Below are 17,291 nucleotides of genomic sequence, written 5' to 3' on the forward strand. Positions count from 1 at the left end.
AGCTTTCAACCCCGTTCATAATTCTGTTTTTTTGCTTCTCAATATCCTTTTTACTTTAACTGTTCCAGAGCTTCTTCTACAGGTTTTCTATGGTGCACGATTTCGCAAATAGCCCTGGTCAGCCTGACAGGATCCCGGTGCTGGAATACATTTCTTCCTATTGCAGCTCCTCTTGCTCCGGCTTCCATTGCCCCGTCAATCATTTCAAGAAGTCCCAGGTCGGTTGAAGTCTTCGGCCCACCTGCAATTACTACAGGCACAGGACAGCCCCTTACCACGTCTCTGAAACTGTCAGGATCTCCGGTGTATACGGTTTTTACGACGTCAGCCCCCAGTTCAGCTCCAATCCTTGCAGCATGTGCCACATTTACAGGGTCGTGGGGGTTTGTGATCTTTTTGCCTCTGGGGTACATCATAGCAAGAAGAGGCATACCCCATTCTGTGCAGTCCCTGGAGATTGTTCCGAGTTTTTCGAGCTGGTCGGTTTCTGTGTCAGACCCTATGTTGATATGCATGGAAACTGCATCAGCTCCCATCTTTATCACTTCTTCAACGGTACAGACCTGCACCTTGGCGTTGGGGTCAGGGCTCAGAACAGAAGAGGCACTGATATGCACAACAAGCCCGATATCGTGGCCATATCCTCTATGCCCGTACTTGACCATTCCTTTCTGCATGAGAACTGCGTTTGCTCCTCCTTCGGCAACCTTATTAACTGTATCGGTAACATTGATTAGCCCTTCAATAGGTCCGTCGGAGAGCCCATGATCCATAGGAATAATGACAATGTTTCTGCTCTCCCGATTCATCAGCCTTTCTATGCGTATTTTTTTGCCAATTTCTGACATCGTGGTTCCCCTAAATTCCGAATTGGTTTACGTTATTTGTAAGTTTTATTGATTTTTATTAATTGATTTATTCTAGCGTGCTAGTATGTCACATACTAACACACATCTTATATTTAAACTTATTCAAGCTCTGATTCTTGTCAATTTTTCCAGTCACCATAGATTTAGATGACATGTATTGAACTAATATGTGCATCTATGTACTATAATGTTCAGTTCTTAAAGTTATCTCTTATTTGACAGGTATTTGACAGTTCAAGTTCACTATGCTTGCGATGGTTGCCCTGCATATCTTCTCTTTTTTAGATCGCTGCATGAGTCTGAAAACTGTGGATTTGAAGAGTAAGAAAGAGCTGAAGCAAAGCCAGAAAGATACATAAATTAAAATAGGATAACGCGGGCTAAAATAAGATAACATAGGCTAATAGGATAAGCTCAGAGCTAAGAATCATTTCATTTTTATAAACAGGAATGGAAGGAACTATGAACGAATTAAAAATCCTTGTTGTAAATAATTACGGGCAATTTTGCCACCTCATTCACAGGGCTGTCCGGGATCTTGACATGGATACAAAAATTATTTCCAATGTAACCCCGATAGAGGATATTCTGGCAGAAGAGCCTGACGGGCTGATCCTGAGTGGCGGGCCGGAGATGGAAAAGGCAGGCCTTTGTTTTGACTATGTTCGGGAAATCGATATTCCTATTCTTGGGATCTGCCTCGGGCACCAGGCAATTGCCCTGGCTTACGGGGGGCACGTCCATGCAGGGAAAAAAGGCGGGTATGCCGAGATTGAAATAGAGGTCCTCGAAGAAGACGACATACTCAGGGGACTTGGCTCAAAAACAACTGTATGGGCTTCCCATGCCGATGAGGTTGCTATTCTTCCTGAAGGCTTTATTCATCTTGCTCGCTCAGATGTCTGCGAGATTGAAGCCATGCGCCACCCCACAAAACCGATTTATGGCGTTCAATGGCATCCAGAGGTTTCCCACACAAAGAAGGGAGACGAGCTGCTGATGAATTTCTTTGAGGTATGTGACCAGTACTGACATTTCTCTAATTCTATAAAGAGCTCTAAACGGATCAGAGTTCTCTACAGAGTTCTCTACAGAGTTCTCTAAACGGATCAGAGTCCTCTAAACGGATCAGAGTTCTCTAAACGGATCAGAGTTCTCTAAACGGATCAGAGTTCTCTAAACGGATCAGAGTTCTCTAAACGGATCAGAGTTCTTTAAACGGATCAGAGTTCTCTAAACGGATCAGAGTTCTCTAAACGGATCAGAGTTCTCTAAACGGATCAGAGTTCTTTAAACGGATCAGAGTTCTTTAAACGGATCAGAGTTCTCTAAACGGATCAGAGTTCTCTAAACGGATCAGAGTTCTCTAAAAGAATCCGAATTCTATATAAAAATCCTGTGAGTTTTAAGAATCACGGGAAAAAGGTGCAAAGATAATAAAAGTATAAAAAAGAAAGACAGAAGAAAGTCCCGGGATTATTACATCCCCATTTTCTTCTTCATCATTTTCTGAATATTGAATTTTCCGCCTCTAAAGCCTTTCAAAGCCGTCTGCATGGTTTTGTGGTACTTCAGAAGTTCTCTTACATCTTCCGGGCTGCAGCCTGAACCTCTTGAGATTCTTTTGATCCTTGAACCACTTATGAGTTTAGGGTCTGTCATTTCATCTTCTGTCATTGAGTCCATGATGACCTTGTAGTTTTTCATCTTGTCACTGGTAGCCTGGAACATTTCGTCTGAGAACTTCGCGCCTCCCATTCCTCCTATGCCCATCGGGAGCATTGACATGATCTGTTTCAGAGGCCCCATCTTATTCATTGCTTCGAGCTGCTTGTACATATCCTTCAGGGTGAAACGTCCCTGCATCAGGGCTTCAACATTTACGTCTTCTTCACTCAGGCTTTCTTCTGCTTTTTCCATCAGGCTCTTAAGGTCTCCCATTCCGAGCAGCCTTGAAATGAACCTGTCAGCTTCGAATTTTTCAAAATCTTCCGGGGTTTCCCCGACTCCGATAAAAGCAATCGGAGCTTTTGTTTCGGAAACTGCTGAAAGGGCTCCACCACCTTTTGCTGTTCCGTCCAGTTTTGTGATGATAACTCCTGTAATCCCTACAGAGTCATTGAAAGCATGAGCTTGCTGGCTTGCCTGCTGCCCGATGCCTGCGTCCAGAATCATGAACCTGTGGTCGGGTTTTGTAACAGCATTGATCTGTTCCATTTCCTCTATCAGTTCGGCTTCAAGGGCGTGCCTGCCTGCAGTGTCTACAATTTTTATATCGTATTTTTCAAGTTCTTTAAGGCCGTTTCTTGTAATCTCGACGGCATCGGGGTTTCCTTCTTCCCCGTAAAATGCTACATTGAGCTTTTCACAGAGGGTCTTGAGCTGGTGGTAAGCCCCAGGACGGAAGGTGTCTGCGGCAATAACTCCTGCTTTGAGTCCCTTTCTCTGGAAGTAGCGAGCAAGTTTTGCAGTACTTGTAGTTTTTCCGCTCCCCTGCAGCCCTACCATCATTATGGTCTGGGGTTTGAGCTGTATCTCCGCTCCCTTCCCGATGATTTCCATCAGTTCCTGGTAAACAATGCGGATTACATGCTCCCTCGGATTCATACCCGCAGGAGGTTCTTCTTTCATTGCACGCTCTTTGATTCTCTGGGACATCCCCATGACAAGTTTTACGTTAACATCGGCCTGGAGCAGAGCCCGTTGAATATCCTTTACCACTTCGTTGACCGTGCGCTCATCAATTCTCCCTGCGCCGATCAGTTTCTTGAGTGCCCCCTGTAAGGAGTCTCCGAGTTTTTCCATTACCATATGAGAATCGTCCTGCTTAATTTTGAGAATGGATAAAAAGGTAGTTTAAGTTCCGTTTATTAGCCTGTGAAAGAAGGTTACTTTTTCTTGCGTTTATTTTTTTCCAAATATCAGAAAGTGGTTTTTTGAATTTATTTCAACCTGTATAAAATTTATTTCAATCCTGTATAAGAAAGTGATCTTTACTTAATAAGCCTTTGAGTTTCTTACGCTTTAAAAAGGTATGTAGAACACATAATATGGGATTGATTATTCAAGATCTGATTGATTAATCTGGGTAGGTACGCCTTTTCCTATAAAAAATAGAGGTATGGTACAAAATCTGAGCTAATATAAAATTATTGGGTATGGAAAAACGAAACCAAATTTTAAAAGAATTGTAGATAGCGGGGGATGGATTCGAACCATCGGTCTACGGGTTATGAGCCCGTCGGGATCTCCTGGCTACCCCACCCCGCTACGGGGCTTTTCGATTTATTCTGTCCATAAGGATAATTATCATGAAAAATGTTATTTGAAAGTTCTCTGATTATCTGAACGTTCTCTGATAGCGGGGGATGGATTCGAACCATCGGTCTACGGGTTATGAGCCCGTCGGGATCTCCTGGCTACCCCACCCCGCTACAGGGTTTTTGGTCAGGCACCTTGCCTGAGACAACTATCTGAACATACTAACGATTACTTATATACTTTTCGCTTGATCCTGCGATCTTTCCGGGAAATCTGGAAAACTTATGGTTTGCTTTAGAGGCTTCGCAGTCTCAATCCAACGTTTTATATTTTTTTTATCTCTTGTTTTGCTAGCTAACCGGGCTTTTCGGGAAAGATATTTGAAAGCTGGAGCCCCACATTATACTATGACCAGATGCTTGTTTTGCGGGGCCTATTGTGAAGTAAAATGTGGAGTTTACTGTGAAAGCTATTCCGGAAACCCGGAAGAAATAGAACACAAGGAAGATGTAAATATACTCGGGTGTACCCAGATAGGCACGTCGCATGTCTGCGACAGTTGTCTCAAAGACTTAAAACAAGCTCTGGGGCTCCTGTGAGATCGCTGGAAAAGAGGCTGCGTCTGATAGAAATAATTTTTTTCATGCCTCGCTTTCTTACTTGAGATAAGGGAAAAAAGGAAGTAGAGGCATGAAAAGAGAGGCTGCAGTTCAGACTACTTCAACATTAAGTGTAAATTTATTTTCCGTGCCAGTTTCATTTTCCCAGGATCTTATATATATTGCTGTTACCTGCTGGTTTCCCTTAGAATCGGCTTTTATTTCCCACAGATGAACCCCACCAGCACCAATAAGGGGCTGTTCTCCTTCTTTCAACTCCGGAGGATAATATGTCCCAGAGAAATTGGTGGGGTTGAGTCCCTGGCTCAGGTTGAGTTGCCAGGAATAGCCTGTAGTTGGGTTTTCCTTAAGCCTCAGGTAAAAAGTCTCTCCTTTTTCGAGACTTATAGTTGTTCCATTATTAGCTTCGGTTATAATCTGCTGTCTCGGTGGCATAGGGCTTGTCAGTCCGTCTAATTTATTGTCAATAGCAAGCTCAAATGATCCGTTTACCCCGTTTACATTTACAGTATAGTTTCCGGCGCTGAGTCCCTGAACTTCAAGAGGAATCGTTTTTGTAAAGTTCTCTATAGCTTGGGTACACATTGCATCTGTTGGGCGCTTCGTCGTGATGTTGATATTGAAAGTGTTTCCTTCCCTTTCAGGCTTTATTTTGTCAATCTCAGTGCAGCCGTCAGGCAGGTAGCCTTCTGCTATCACCTGTATCTGCACGGGGAAAGATTCCAGAGTCAGAATCTCGATATTTTCCACGTTTGCTATACCATATGTGTATTCTTCAGTACTGATATTCTGACTCTCGTTTACTGAACTTTCTGTCTGGTTATCCGTATTATCCTGTCCATCCCCAACACAGCCGGAAAGAGCAACTGTAAAGATCATGAACAGAACTGCCGTCAATCTCACAGTTTTTATAGAACTATTAGAATTGTTATTTGTCCTTCTTTTCATTTTTCTCCCTCTTGCTTCTTCTAATTTATACATGGAAGGATAAGCTTGTTTGAATTTATCCTTTGCTTAAACTTCAGTTCTGTTCGCAGCTTTAACAGTAAGTTTATTATTTTGGTTTAAAATAAATCTATATTTTTTTTAAATCCTGTTATTGTAGGATGTTGAAAGCAGTACCTATAGCATTTTTTGTTTTTATCTATGTCATATGATATTTTTGGTGGAATTCGATTGAGGGTTGTGGTCATCACAAAGGGCATCACGCAAGTTCTACAATCGGTTATAGAATCGAAACAAAAAGTGGTTGGAATTGTTGATTGTGCCCCAACAAACGAATCAAATAAACTTCTTAGAGCAACAGGAAGGTTTCTTACAGGTATTCAATATTCGTTTGCCTCAAATCCTTTAAGCTTAAAACTTTTTTCCAGAAAAATGCAGATTCCTTATTATTATCTCAGAAAAAGGGAAAGCAAGGATCTGGAAAAATGGGGCAGGAGTGTGGAACCTGATCTTATTTATTCGTACCCTCCGGAGTATTGGGAACCAAATCCTCTGTTCTGGGAATATTATGGTTATATTTATGATTATATACTTGATCCTGGTGTAACCGTCCACTGCGTGGATAAGGAAGAAGATACAGGGGACATCGTCTGTCAGGAACGTGCCTTTATAAGTTCTGGGGAGAAACTTGAAGAAACCGGTCAGAAGTTAGTCTCTGCCGGGATTAAACTACTTTCAGAGACTATAGAGGCTCTTGAAAGCGGGAGTGTTGGGTTAAAATTCAGCCAGTTGACACTCCAATACCAAGGGCTAGAAAAATCAAACCTGAAGAATATAATAAGCTAATAAAGTGGGAAGATTGGAATGTTGAGAGAGTCTTCCGTTTTTAAATGGAACTCCGAATTACCATTCTACTCAGTTGAAGAAAAACAACCTTTACAGGCTGAGATTCAGTATCAGGGTTCTTGATTACGAAAACTGCAATATTTCCGGATATAAAGTCGGTGACCTCTATAAAGAAAAATCAGGATATTTTTTCGCTTGTAAAGACGGAAAAATATACGTTGATATAAAACCCTCTCTTGATAACATTTTTTCCAGGATTTATCCCTTTATCTCCTGAGCCTGGTCTTTATAATGGAGAATAAGGTCTTCAGCCCATTTCAAAGGGGCAGGTTCAAAGCTTATGACACTCTCCTGATCATAGGCTCCTTTCCATGTAAGGAAATCAGCCATCATGAAATATTCGGTTTTTGTCAGCATGGCTATTTTTACTTCGTCAGCGCAGACAAAAAGTCGCTTCTTTTCCTGATTCAGATAAAGTTTCAGTTCTTTCCCAAAGTCGTTTTTCAGCCTTTCATAAATTTTTTTTGTTACTATAAGGGTAATTTCAACATCGTTATTCTCAGTCTTCAGAAATGTTTCTTGAAATACAGGATGGAATATCGAAGATAGAAAAAGTATGGTTTTTGATTTTTCTACATTTTCCAGAAACACTTCAGGGGTCTCGAAAAGTTTATCGGGGTCGGGTTTTACAAGAGAATAAGGTTTTAATTCGTTAAGTCTCTCAAGAAAGACTGGAGACAAACCACTCAGATCTCGCTCCTGCCAGAAATCCTTATCCTCCTCAATAACCTCAAGAATATCAAGCAGTGGCTGCATTTTTTCGACCAGAACTTCTGCCAGAGGGGTAAGCCTGTATACTCTATCATCCTGCAAAACCAGAAACTCCTCCTTTAATTTTTTAATCTGGGGAAGCATCCCTGTAGGGGTAACATTAAGAATATCTACGATTTCTTCTATTGTTTTTCCTCCGTTTCTGAGAAGGATCAAAAGGTCCTTTCTTTTCTGGGACATAAAGAGCAGGTCTATCAGCATTTTATCCATTGTTCTCACTTTCCAGACTCCCGTTTCTACTGGATAATTTATTTTTTGAGTATTTCTTTTTTAGCTTTTTTCTGAACCATTTTTTAGCAAGATAAGAAAACTTAAAGCAAGATAAGAAAACTTAAAGTCTATGTTCTGAATTATATAATCTCGAAGGTAGAGCCTGGAAATGAGCGCTCCTTTAACAGTAAATTTCCTTGTAACGTACCGGGTTCCGGATCCGGGAGGTTTTTACATAGAATCGTTTAGATGTGTGCTTACGAACTGGGATTACATTTACAACCTGTGCCGAAATATTTCAAGAGAAATTAAAAGTTCGGGGTATGAGCCGGACGTCATTATCGCGCTTGCCAGAGGAGGTTGGTTTGCAGGACGTGTACTGTGTGATTTCCTGGGGCTCGATGACCTGTCCAGTCTGAAAATCGAGCACTACATAGGGACTGCAGCTATTGACACTGGTGAACCCTATATAAGATATCCTCTCTCAGACAATGTAATGGAAGGCAAAAAAGTGCTTATTGTGGATGACATTGTAGATACCGGGGAAAGTATGATCAGTGCTAAGGCTTACGTAGAAGGCAGGAACCCCAAAGAGATTCGAACTTCTTCTTTACAATACCTGGGGAGTTCGAAAATCGATCCTGATTATGTGGGGGAGCGACTTGAAGACTGGGCCTGGATTGTCTATCCCTGGAATTTTATGGAAGACATGATGAGTATTCTGACAAAAAGCATGAGAAAAGGCCCTAAAAAAATATGGAATCTTGAAGACCTTAAACATAGCCTCTACGTAAACCATGCCCTTGACCCCGTAGTTTTTGAAATCACTCAACCTGGCAGACTTCCGGAAGTTATGGAAGAAATGGTTCGAATCCATAGAGCCAGTTCTGAGGTTATTGACGGAAAGGAGTACTGGAAACTTCTATAAAAAGTTCTGCTATCCATAAAACCTCAGCAGGAAATCCGTTAAATTTTTAGATTCAGCGGGTAGTTGACCTGTGTATCGGTAGTTTGTGTACCAATACAAATATACATATTTATTAAAGGTATTTATTTAAGATACCATTTAGGTATATGATATAAGTGCCAATCTCGTGTTAGAGTAAATCTCACAGACCGTTAAGAAGCCCTTTAAGTTATCCATTTAATATCAATTTAAGACATGTATCCAGGTAAGCTATTTACTTTATAGTCATAAAGCTTGCAACGATTAAGTTCATATTATTGATTACCGGTGAACTCATGCCCCACAGATGTACCAGATGCGGAACCATTTTTGAAGACGGGGATTCTGTAATCCTCAGCGGCTGCCCGAACTGCGGCTGGAATAAGTTCCTCTATGTGAAAAAAGAGCCAGAAGGTTTGGAAAACCAGGGAAGGCCCGCTCTGGAAGAACAAAAACTGGATCTGGAATCTTCTCTGGATGAAGTTGTCAGGAATATTGACGAAGCCCTTGCATCCGGAGAAAAAGACAGGGAGCAGCCGTCAGAAAATGAAAACAAAACTGAGGAAGAGAGGGTGGAATCTGTAAGGATCCTCGGTCCTGGTTCTTATGAACTTAATCTGGATTCCCTTTTAGAGCGAAAAGAACTTGTTATGGCAATCAGGGAAGAAGGTTCATATGCCCTCCATTTACCCTCTGTTTTTAACCAGCAGAAGGAAAGACAAAAAGAAAAATCAAAGTCAAAAAAGCAGAGATAATCCTGATCTTTTATTTTTTTTACCAAACTTTCCTTTTTAAACTTATCTTCGAAACTCTCTAACTTGCCATCATAATATATTTTTTTAGCATAACTTCTTATAAGTATCTCTATTTTTCTTCGGTTTATAAGTATCTCTATTTTTCTTCGGTTTATAAGTATCTCTATTTTTCTTCGGTTTATAAGTATCTCTATTTTTCTTCGGTTTATAAGTATCTCTATTTTTCTTCGGTTTATAAGTATCTCTATTTTTCTTCGGTTTATAAGTATCTCTATTTTTCTTCGGTTTATAAGTATCTCTATTTTTTTTCGGGTTTTTACCTTTTTCTATTGGCGTGGCCGTGTCAATGCACAAAAGTATGAAATAAAATAGGAAAGTTCTTCTAGGAAGAGCACAGATTAATTCTTTGTTGGGGAGTTTATTACTTATTATCTCCAGGGTGGGGGATTCGAATGAAAGCATATATTACAATAGTACTTGCAGCCTTTTTGACGCTGGCTGCTTTTTCAGGGTTTCTGGTTTTAACTGAAGACAATAGTAAAGTTAAAACTTCCGAATATTCTGGAACGCAACTTGATGAAATTGCTTTCAATGAAGGTTCATTCAAGAAATTTTCTGGAATCCCTGGAGACAATATCATTCAGAAGATCGAGATTCAGGACAATTCGCTTGAGTTCCAGGAGCATTGGGACGGATTAGAAACTGTTACAGTAGATGTTCAAGAATTCGAGCATGCCGCTTCAAATGGAGCTGTAAATCTCAGGTTATTGGAGAGAGACTTTGAAATAGAAATTGAGGAGATTTCCAGACTTAACGGAGGGAAGTCATATCGCTATTCGGGGTATATTAAAGGAATCCCTCAAAGTAAGGCAACTTTCTATGTATGCGGTGAGTTATTTAGTGGCTCCATAGAGTTTGAAGACCTGATGTATAATATTGCAGTTACCTCTGAGAAATATAATGGAAAAACTGTTCATACTGTATTTATAATTGACTGGAAAAAAGATCGAGAGAGATTGAAACGTTCGTTTAATCCCCTGAGGCTTATTTTTGTTGCGGGTTCAACAGGAAATTCTTCAGAGATTGAGAAATGTATGGCCGGTGAATACGGTGTATTTGAAGAAATAGAGTCTGGCAGGGATTTTTTCGAAATTCCTGAGGCTTGTGAGGATTTTGAGATTGTGATAGCAAATCCTCGAAGGTTCCGGGAATCCGCTTCAAATGGGACAGTGGATCTAAGTTTGATAGGAAAGCATTTTGAACTGAAGCTAAAAGAAACGAATACTTCCAGTTCACAGATAACCTATGCCGGATACATTATCGGAATGCCTCAAAGCAGTGCAGTTTTTGCAGTAGGCAACGATACAATTGACGGTTTCATTAATGTAGATTTTTACACCCTTTCCTATGGAATTATAGCTACGGATAAAAAATGTGATGGAAAAGTTGTCCATCTTATATGCAGATACTATAACGAAGACGCTGAAGAAGAATTAGATCAGGAATTTTCTGCAGATCCTCTGCAGTTCTTCCTGAAAAGTGATGATCAGAAAACACACGATATAAGCATCAAAATCCTCGATTTCTATAATGAATCAATATTCTACAAGACTTATTCGTTGAACCCGGGCAATGAAATTTCTTCTCCCGAGATTAGCGTGGAACCTGGAATTTACAGGTATGAGATTACTCTGGACAGCAATTTTACCTTTGAACAGGAAGTAAGGGCTGACTATGCTACCGATTCTGGTTCCTCTGAAAAACTGCATATAGACCTCGTAGACCACCCGGAATATCCGATAGTAATTGGGATTGAATCTACCTGAAGGGGTTTAATACATATGCAGGAAAAAGCAAAAAGTATAATTGCAATCATCATTGTCATGGCAGTATTATACTGTGCTCTTCCTCTATTCTATGAGACTTTTAATTATTATCCTCCCATGAAAGAGGATACGCCTTACAGAAGGACTGTACAGATATGGAACACTCTTACAAATCAAAGAGTAACCCTTGACACTGAAATTCCTTTAATACCTGTAAATCAGCTTCCGGTGTATCAGGGAAAATCTTCCTCAAACACTCTGAATGTTAGTTTTATTAACTCTAGTAAGTCTTATAATAAGAGCTACACTGAGGAAATTTATTTCCTTGTCTCGGATACGGGGGTTGCGGAAAGCAGGTTTAACTTAACCGATGGTTCTGCGGCTCTGGAACCCAAACAGATAGTAAGTTTTAAAACAGCGGGTTTAAATGACTCAGGTAACTATATAATCCAGCAGGTAAAAAACAGAAATTTCGTTACTCAGAAGGGTAAACTGCCGATGTTTTCACTGGGGAGGATCAGGATCACTGATGTCAAATTTGTTTATTTCAACGGGTTTGACACTTATCCCTACAGATATGAAGGTCAAACTACATATTATCCTGCCTGGAAAGTCATGGTTGAAACTTCAAATTACGGGGATGAAGTTTTGATGATTAAAGCATTTCAATGAATGAAAGATTAAAACATTTTAGTAAAATGTTTCCTCCCGGCTCAGTAATTCTTTTTAATTACCTCATCTTCATTTTTTTTTGTTCACATATTTTTTAACAAATAGTTTCTCCTCTATACAGGCCCAGATAATACTGAATAAGTTGGCACTACTGGAAAATTTCTGCTAAATTCCCAGGTATTTTCTAATATTGTCAGCCATATAGAAACATTTATATGTCATTATTGCTAACTAATGGTTACTAACTATTGTGCACATGCACCAATTAGTGCTCTGGCCAGGGATATCCGGTAACTTCTGCCATACAGATCAGTGAATTCTCTTTACCGGAGATTTGAGTAGCAGGAATAAGCAATTCAGGTGAACTGTAGAAAGGACCTGAGCTACTATTAAATATCTGTCAAATAAATATCTGACAAATATATTATGCATGTTATTATAATTACTGAGGAATATATAAAAAACAAAATTCAACACTTATCGTTAATTATACATCATAAAAATTCAATAATTACAGAGGAAAAAACATGGACCCAGCAAAACTACTTGACATCCTGGGGAATGAAAACCGTAGAAAGATAATTCAGCTTCTTGCAAACCGCCCCTGCTATGTCAGTGAAATTTCAGGTAGGCTGGGGGTGGGACCAAAGGCGATTATCAGTCATCTGAGCCTGTTAGAACAGGCAGGGATGATCGAGTTCAGTGTGGATGATCAGAGGCGCAAGTACTTCAATATTGCAAATAACATGAGGCTTGAGGTGTCCGTATCACCTTATGCATATACAATGTCTCTTCAGGACATTGATTTTGACAGGGAGAAAAAAGGGGAAAGATCCTCTGTCGAGAAGAAAGAAACTGTTGCTAGAGATGAATCATCCTGCTTCTTCCTGAAACTGAACGGCAAACTCCGTGAACTTAAAGAAAGGCAGGAAGAACTTGTGCAAATGCAGAAACAGCTACAGGTTGAATATATGGAACTGATGGACAGATGCCTGGACTCAATTGAAGAGGTTGCCAGAAATCCTGTAGAATGTGAGCTCCTGTTTGAGCTTCTGAAAAATGAGGCTACACCGGCTGTCCTCTGTTATAACCTGCGTCTTCACCCTAGCATTATAACGTCTAACCTTATGGATCTTGCAGAAAGGGGTTTTGTTGAATACACAATTAAAAATAATCAGCAGTATTGGAGAATATGTGAGACCGGAGTTGATAACAAATGACTGAAGAAATGAATCTGAGAGTAGCTGAGGCGTATCATAAGGATGTGGGTAGGGGAATTGCAAGAATTGATACCCGCATGATGCAGCAAATGGACCTTGTAAGTGGAGATATTATTGAAATCTCGGGTAAATCCAAGACTTACGCAATTGTCTGGCCTAACGTCGAGCGCGGGCAGGAGAGCAGGATTCGAATAGACGGAAACCTGCGCAGCAATGCAAAAGTTGGAATTGATGACAAAGTTACGGTCCAGAAGGTCGAGGCAAAACATGCGCAAAGGGTCACACTTGCTCCATCCCAGCCTGTCCGGCTTGTAGGCGGCGCCCATTACATCCTGAGAATAATCGAGGGCAGACCTCTGAACAAAGGTCAGCAGATCAGGGTTGAAACTGTAAATAATCCCCTTACTTTCGTTGTAGCATCTACAAGACCCGCAGGGCCGGTTGTCGTCACTAAAGACACTGAAATTGTTATCAAGGAAAAATCAATTGAGGAAATCAAGACTCCGGAAGGCATCTCATACGAGGACATCGGGGGGCTCAGGCGGGAAATCCAGCTTGTCAGGGAAATGATTGAGCTGCCAATGAGGCATCCTGAACTCTTCCAGAAGCTGGGAATCGAGCCTCCCAAAGGAGTCCTTCTTCGCGGTCCTCCCGGAACGGGCAAGACAATGATTGCAAAGGCAGTCGCAAGTGAAACTGATGCCAATTTCATCACCATAAGTGGTCCTGAAATCGTTTCCAAATATTATGGGGAAAGTGAACAAAAGCTCCGTGAGATCTTCGAAGAGGCTGAGAAGGATGCACCTTCCATTATCTTCATAGACGAAATTGACTCCATTGCCCCCAAACGCGGTGAAGTAACCGGAGAAATGGAAAGAAGAGTAGTTGCCCAGCTGCTTTCCCTGATGGACGGGCTCCAGTCCAGGGGGGAAGTAGTGGTCATAGCTGCCACAAACCGCCCGAATTCCATTGACGAAGCTCTCCGCCGCGGCGGAAGGTTTGACAGGGAAATTGAAATAGGAGTTCCTGACCGGAAAGGCAGAAAGCAGATTCTTCTGATCCACACCAGAGGTATGCCTCTTGAAGATGAAGTGAACCTTGGTGAAATTGCAGATGTGACCCACGGTTTTGTGGGAGCTGATCTGTCCTCTCTCTGTAAGGAAGCCGCGATGCATGCCCTTAGAAGGATCACTCCTGAAATCGATATCGAAGAGGATATCCCACAGGAAATCATTGACAATCTGGTGGTTACGAAGGAGGACTTCAGGGAAGCTCTGAAGAATATTGAGCCTTCAGCCATGCGAGAAGTCTACGTTGAAGTTCTGCATGTGGGCTGGGACGATATAGGTGGGCTGGAGGGTGCAAAACAGGAACTCCTCGAGTCTGTGGAATGGCCCCTCAAGTATCCCGAAATGTTCAAGGCTGTCAGTATAAAGCCCCCGAGAGGGGTGCTGCTTTTCGGGCCTCCGGGTACGGGCAAGACAATGCTTGCAAAAGCTGTTGCAAGTGAGAGTGAAGCCAACTTTATAAGTATAAAAGGCCCCGAACTGCTCAGTAAATATGTGGGTGAATCCGAGCGTGCAGTCAGGGAAACATTCCGAAAAGCAAAGCAGTCTGCTCCGACTGTAATTTTCTTTGATGAGATTGATTCAATTGCTCCTCAAAGAAGCTCTGTTTCCGATACCCATGTCTCCGAAAGAGTGGTAAGCCAGATCCTTACAGAACTTGACGGGGTAGAGGAACTCAAGGATGTGATAATAGTTGCTGCTACAAACCGGCCGGATATGGTAGACCCTGCCCTTCTGAGGCCTGGCCGTTTTGACAGGCTTATTTACATCAAACCGCCTGATAAAGAAGGCAGGGAGAAGATCTTTGAGATCCATACAAAAGAAAAACCTCTTGCAGAAGACGTAAATCTTTCCGAACTTGCTGAGATGACTGAAGGATATGTGGGTGCGGATATCGAGGGTATATGCAGGGAAGCGGCAATGCTCGCGCTCAGGGAAATAGTTACCCCGGGTATCGACCGAAAGTACATCCAGGAAAAGGTTGGAGAGGTCCGGATTTCCAAAAAACACTTCGAAAAAGCAATCCGCCGTGTAAAGCCTACAACATCCAGAGAAACTCTGAGTGCTTATGAAAAGAGTGCCGAACTCTTTGCCAGGTATGCAACTGATTTTGAGGAAGAATCTTCAGAAGTAAAAGAACAGGAAAAGAAAAGTGAGGAAATAGGAGTTCCGAGTTTTCTGCCTTCTGAATGAGGTTCTGCCTGGCATGCCGGTAAATACCGGCCGTTTTAATTTTTGTGAAAAAAGTAACCATTTCAATAATGACCTACTGATTTGAGTGGTACTCACTTAAGAAACTCAAGACGCATAACTTAATAATGATGTGATGAGATGGACAGAGACAGGAAAAAAAGAAGTTTTTTCGATGAAATATTTGGAATTGACCCCCTGAAGGATATGGACGAAATGTTCGAGCGCCTTAGCAGGGCCATGGGCATGAGCATGGATAACTTCGGGCAGCATCCTTTTGTTTATGGTTTTTCCGTTACCCAGCGGCAAGGGGAAGAACCTGAAATCAGGGAATTCGGCAACATCCCAATGTTTGAGCAGGCGGAAACCGGAGAAAAACGTTATCTTGACATAAGGAAACCCTTTATTGATGTACTGGAAACCGGGGCAACAGTCCATGTGATTGCCGAGATTCCAGGAATCGAGAAAGAAAACATTCAACTGAACGCAACTGATTTAATACTTGACATCGAAACATTAGATGGGAATCCAAAATATTCCGAACGTGTCGAACTGCCCGTAAAGGTAGACCCCCAGAGTGCTAAAGCCACATATAAAAATGGTGTGCTGGAAGTTACCTTTAACAGGCTGGAGTCCAGTTCTCGAACTTCAATTGATATAGAGTAATTTTTCGGGAGCGAGAGGTAAATCAGAGGTAATAATGGTGGGCACAAGAAAAAGAAAGGATTTCTTTGAAGATTTTGGGTCTGAACTTTTTGATAACCTGGAAGAGATGATCGAAGCCCTCCTGGAAGAAATGGGAGAGTCCGTTCCCTTTGTTTACGGATTTTCTATCATTCATCGCCCGGGGGAAGATCCTGAACTCCGGGAATTCGGAAATGTTCCGGAATACTCTCAAAACGAAGAGAACTTCTTTGCCTCAGAAACAAAAGAACCTTTAATTGACATATTTGAAAATGAGGACATGGTGTATGTACTTGCAGAATTCCCGGAGGTTGAAAAGAAAGATCTCCTGCTGCATGCTACCGCTCAACACCTTGAAATTAAAGTCCTTGGGCTTTCTGAATATTCGGAAAATGTGGAACTCCCAGTTCTCGTGGATCCGAAGAGTGCAAAAGCAAGTTACAAAAATGGAGTGCTTGAGGTTACCTTCAGGCGCTGCGCAGAAGAAAGTCTTGTAGCAATAGAGATCAATTAATTAGAAAAGACAGAGGACTGTTTCAGGGTGAAGGACAGGAAACAAAAGCCTGAACCCTGATAAATATGCTGAGTATAGGATTAGCATATAGAAGAATTATTGTTTTTCTCTTATTATAGAGAAAATAATTCTGAACCTCTTTTTATCAGCAGGCTTTTTTAATTTTCACTATTTTATCGAAAGCCTAATTCCCTAAAATATTTCCAGACCCTAAAATATTTCCAGACCCTAAAATATTTCCAGACCATTTCTGACAGTTTCAGAACCAGAAGGTTTCGAAGAATTATGTTAGATATACTCTTTTCCTTTTTGTGATCTTTTTTTGTCAGCTATTTCTTTTTTTTGACCAAGACCTTTCTTTCTAGTTTCTTTCTATTTTTATTTTTTTTACTTTCAATGAGCATATTTCTCTTTTTTATCTATTTGATTCATTTTATACGCAAGTTTCTATTTTTTGATATGTAATCATATATATTTAAATATAGAATTATTTTCAATAAACCTGCTACTGAATCATTCTCTATTGCTTTTTCAAATTAAATTTCCTGATACACAGTTTTAATTGTCTAAATAATTTCTATTGATTGAGGGGATAACTTATCAATTAATTTTGTCAATTATCCTGATTATATTGCTACTCAAAAAGGAAAAAAATTTTCTCTGACCTTTATTTTCATATTTTTTTTCTCGAAATCGCTGTTTTTCTTGATGGTGTTTTTTGGAAATATTCAAATATTTGAGAATCCACATGGAAATTAGTAAACCTAATGCTATCGGTTTTAAACCTCTACATTTATTTAGTTCTGATTTGGAGTACCGCATAACGTTCCATTA

Annotated in this window: 15 protein-coding genes and 2 tRNA genes; 11 read left to right on the top strand and 6 right to left on the bottom strand. The window is 40.8% G+C overall.

Annotated features, from left to right (window positions below; genetic code table 11):
- Window positions 1-50: 50 nt before the first annotated feature.
- On the bottom strand, window positions 51-848 hold the full coding sequence (locus tag MSWH1_RS00280) for a 2-amino-3,7-dideoxy-D-threo-hept-6-ulosonate synthase (protein WP_048125047.1): 798 nt from the start codon (window positions 846-848) through the stop codon (window positions 51-53).
- Window positions 849-1,331: 483 nt separating this feature from the next.
- On the opposite strand from MSWH1_RS00280, the gene MSWH1_RS00285 reads away from it, so the two are divergent.
- Window positions 1,332-1,901 carry a GMP synthase subunit A gene (locus MSWH1_RS00285; RefSeq protein WP_048125050.1) on the top strand — a complete coding sequence of 190 codons (570 nt, stop codon included), beginning with the start codon at window positions 1,332-1,334 and terminating at the stop codon, window positions 1,899-1,901.
- Window positions 1,902-2,348: 447 nt separating this feature from the next.
- On the opposite strand, the gene MSWH1_RS00290 is transcribed toward MSWH1_RS00285, so the two are convergent.
- The 3 genes from MSWH1_RS00290 to MSWH1_RS00300 all read right to left on the bottom strand — a co-directional run bounded on the left by MSWH1_RS00290 (window position 2,349) and on the right by MSWH1_RS00300 (window position 4,303).
- Entirely contained in the window at window positions 2,349-3,680 is a 1,332-nt protein-coding gene (locus MSWH1_RS00290) for a signal recognition particle protein Srp54 (RefSeq protein ID WP_048125052.1), read from the bottom strand.
- 384 nt (window positions 3,681-4,064) lie between these two features.
- A tRNA-Met gene (locus MSWH1_RS00295) sits at window positions 4,065-4,139 on the bottom strand.
- 89 nt (window positions 4,140-4,228) lie between these two features.
- Window positions 4,229-4,303 (bottom strand) — tRNA-Met (locus MSWH1_RS00300).
- 207 nt (window positions 4,304-4,510) lie between these two features.
- On the opposite strand from MSWH1_RS00300, the gene MSWH1_RS00305 reads away from it, so the two are divergent.
- The gene (locus tag MSWH1_RS00305) at window positions 4,511-4,729 is read left to right on the top strand and encodes a hypothetical protein (RefSeq protein ID WP_231591849.1); all 219 of its coding nucleotides are present in this window, start codon (window positions 4,511-4,513) and stop codon (window positions 4,727-4,729) included.
- Between the two features lie 111 nt (window positions 4,730-4,840).
- Here the strand turns inward: MSWH1_RS00305 and MSWH1_RS00310 are convergent, their stop codons facing one another.
- Window positions 4,841-5,698: a protease inhibitor I42 family protein gene (locus MSWH1_RS00310; RefSeq protein ID WP_048130128.1), complete on the bottom strand. Its 858-nt coding sequence runs from the start codon at window positions 5,696-5,698 to the stop codon at window positions 4,841-4,843.
- Window positions 5,699-5,926: 228 nt separating this feature from the next.
- Between MSWH1_RS00310 and MSWH1_RS00315 the strand changes: the two genes are divergently transcribed.
- Window positions 5,927-6,541, top strand: a complete 615-nt coding sequence (locus tag MSWH1_RS00315) for a hypothetical protein (RefSeq protein ID WP_197073996.1) — start codon at window positions 5,927-5,929, stop codon at window positions 6,539-6,541.
- A gap of 258 nt (window positions 6,542-6,799) precedes the next feature.
- Here MSWH1_RS00315 and MSWH1_RS00325 read toward each other — a convergent pair whose 3' ends face one another.
- Window positions 6,800-7,582, bottom strand: coding sequence for a winged helix-turn-helix domain-containing protein (locus MSWH1_RS00325; protein ID WP_048125060.1), 783 nt, complete (start codon window positions 7,580-7,582; stop codon window positions 6,800-6,802).
- A 253-nt stretch (window positions 7,583-7,835) separates the two neighbouring features.
- Here MSWH1_RS00325 and MSWH1_RS00330 point away from each other — a divergent pair, with 253 nt between their 5' ends.
- The 8 genes from MSWH1_RS00330 to MSWH1_RS00375 all read left to right on the top strand — a co-directional run bounded on the left by MSWH1_RS00330 (window position 7,836) and on the right by MSWH1_RS00375 (window position 16,457).
- On the top strand, window positions 7,836-8,510 hold the full coding sequence (locus tag MSWH1_RS00330) for a phosphoribosyltransferase (protein ID WP_231585688.1): 675 nt from the start codon (window positions 7,836-7,838) through the stop codon (window positions 8,508-8,510).
- Window positions 8,511-8,824: 314 nt separating this feature from the next.
- Window positions 8,825-9,283, top strand: a complete 459-nt coding sequence (locus MSWH1_RS00335; protein ID WP_048125062.1) for a Zn-ribbon domain-containing protein — start codon at window positions 8,825-8,827, stop codon at window positions 9,281-9,283.
- A gap of 452 nt (window positions 9,284-9,735) precedes the next feature.
- The gene (locus tag MSWH1_RS17280) at window positions 9,736-11,109 is read left to right on the top strand and encodes a hypothetical protein (RefSeq protein ID WP_052722518.1); all 1,374 of its coding nucleotides are present in this window, start codon (window positions 9,736-9,738) and stop codon (window positions 11,107-11,109) included.
- A 15-nt stretch (window positions 11,110-11,124) separates the two neighbouring features.
- Window positions 11,125-11,781, top strand: coding sequence for a hypothetical protein (locus MSWH1_RS00355; RefSeq protein ID WP_048125066.1), 657 nt, complete (start codon window positions 11,125-11,127; stop codon window positions 11,779-11,781).
- Window positions 11,782-12,308: 527 nt separating this feature from the next.
- Window positions 12,309-13,001, top strand: a complete 693-nt coding sequence (locus MSWH1_RS00360) for an ArsR family transcriptional regulator (RefSeq protein WP_048125068.1) — start codon at window positions 12,309-12,311, stop codon at window positions 12,999-13,001.
- On the top strand, window positions 12,998-15,262 hold the full coding sequence (locus MSWH1_RS00365) for a CDC48 family AAA ATPase (RefSeq protein WP_048125070.1): 2,265 nt from the start codon (window positions 12,998-13,000) through the stop codon (window positions 15,260-15,262). The genes MSWH1_RS00360 and MSWH1_RS00365 overlap by 4 nt, the downstream gene beginning before the upstream one ends.
- Window positions 15,263-15,400: 138 nt before the next feature.
- Window positions 15,401-15,925, top strand: coding sequence for an archaeal heat shock protein Hsp20 (gene hsp20 / locus MSWH1_RS00370; RefSeq protein WP_048125072.1), 525 nt, complete (start codon window positions 15,401-15,403; stop codon window positions 15,923-15,925).
- A 34-nt stretch (window positions 15,926-15,959) separates the two neighbouring features.
- Complete coding sequence (locus MSWH1_RS00375; RefSeq protein WP_048125074.1) at window positions 15,960-16,457, top strand: Hsp20/alpha crystallin family protein; 498 nt, start codon at window positions 15,960-15,962, stop codon at window positions 16,455-16,457.
- Window positions 16,458-17,291: the final 834 nt, after the last annotated feature.

The sequence above is a fragment of the Methanosarcina sp. WH1 genome, from assembly GCF_000970005.1.
GTDB lineage: Archaea > Halobacteriota > Methanosarcinia > Methanosarcinales > Methanosarcinaceae > Methanosarcina.

Bases quoted from the DNA above. Each gene is read 5' to 3' on its own strand.
- MSWH1_RS00280 (WP_048125047.1), bottom strand. From the start codon at position 848: ATGTCAGAAATTGGCAAAAAAATACGCATAGAAAGGCTGATGAATCGG.
- MSWH1_RS00285 (WP_048125050.1), top strand. From the start codon at position 1,332: ATGAACGAATTAAAAATCCTTGTTGTAAATAATTACGGGCAATTTTGC.
- MSWH1_RS00290 (WP_048125052.1), bottom strand. From the start codon at position 3,680: ATGGTAATGGAAAAACTCGGAGACTCCTTACAGGGGGCACTCAAGAAA.
- MSWH1_RS00310 (WP_048130128.1), bottom strand. From the start codon at position 5,698: ATGAAAAGAAGGACAAATAACAATTCTAATAGTTCTATAAAAACTGTG.
- MSWH1_RS00325 (WP_048125060.1), bottom strand. From the start codon at position 7,582: ATGGATAAAATGCTGATAGACCTGCTCTTTATGTCCCAGAAAAGAAAG.
- MSWH1_RS00335 (WP_048125062.1), top strand. From the start codon at position 8,825: ATGCCCCACAGATGTACCAGATGCGGAACCATTTTTGAAGACGGGGAT.
- MSWH1_RS17280 (WP_052722518.1), top strand. From the start codon at position 9,736: ATGAAAGCATATATTACAATAGTACTTGCAGCCTTTTTGACGCTGGCT.
- MSWH1_RS00355 (WP_048125066.1), top strand. From the start codon at position 11,125: ATGCAGGAAAAAGCAAAAAGTATAATTGCAATCATCATTGTCATGGCA.
- MSWH1_RS00360 (WP_048125068.1), top strand. From the start codon at position 12,309: ATGGACCCAGCAAAACTACTTGACATCCTGGGGAATGAAAACCGTAGA.
- MSWH1_RS00365 (WP_048125070.1), top strand. From the start codon at position 12,998: ATGACTGAAGAAATGAATCTGAGAGTAGCTGAGGCGTATCATAAGGAT.
- hsp20 (WP_048125072.1), top strand. From the start codon at position 15,401: ATGGACAGAGACAGGAAAAAAAGAAGTTTTTTCGATGAAATATTTGGA.
- MSWH1_RS00375 (WP_048125074.1), top strand. From the start codon at position 15,960: ATGGTGGGCACAAGAAAAAGAAAGGATTTCTTTGAAGATTTTGGGTCT.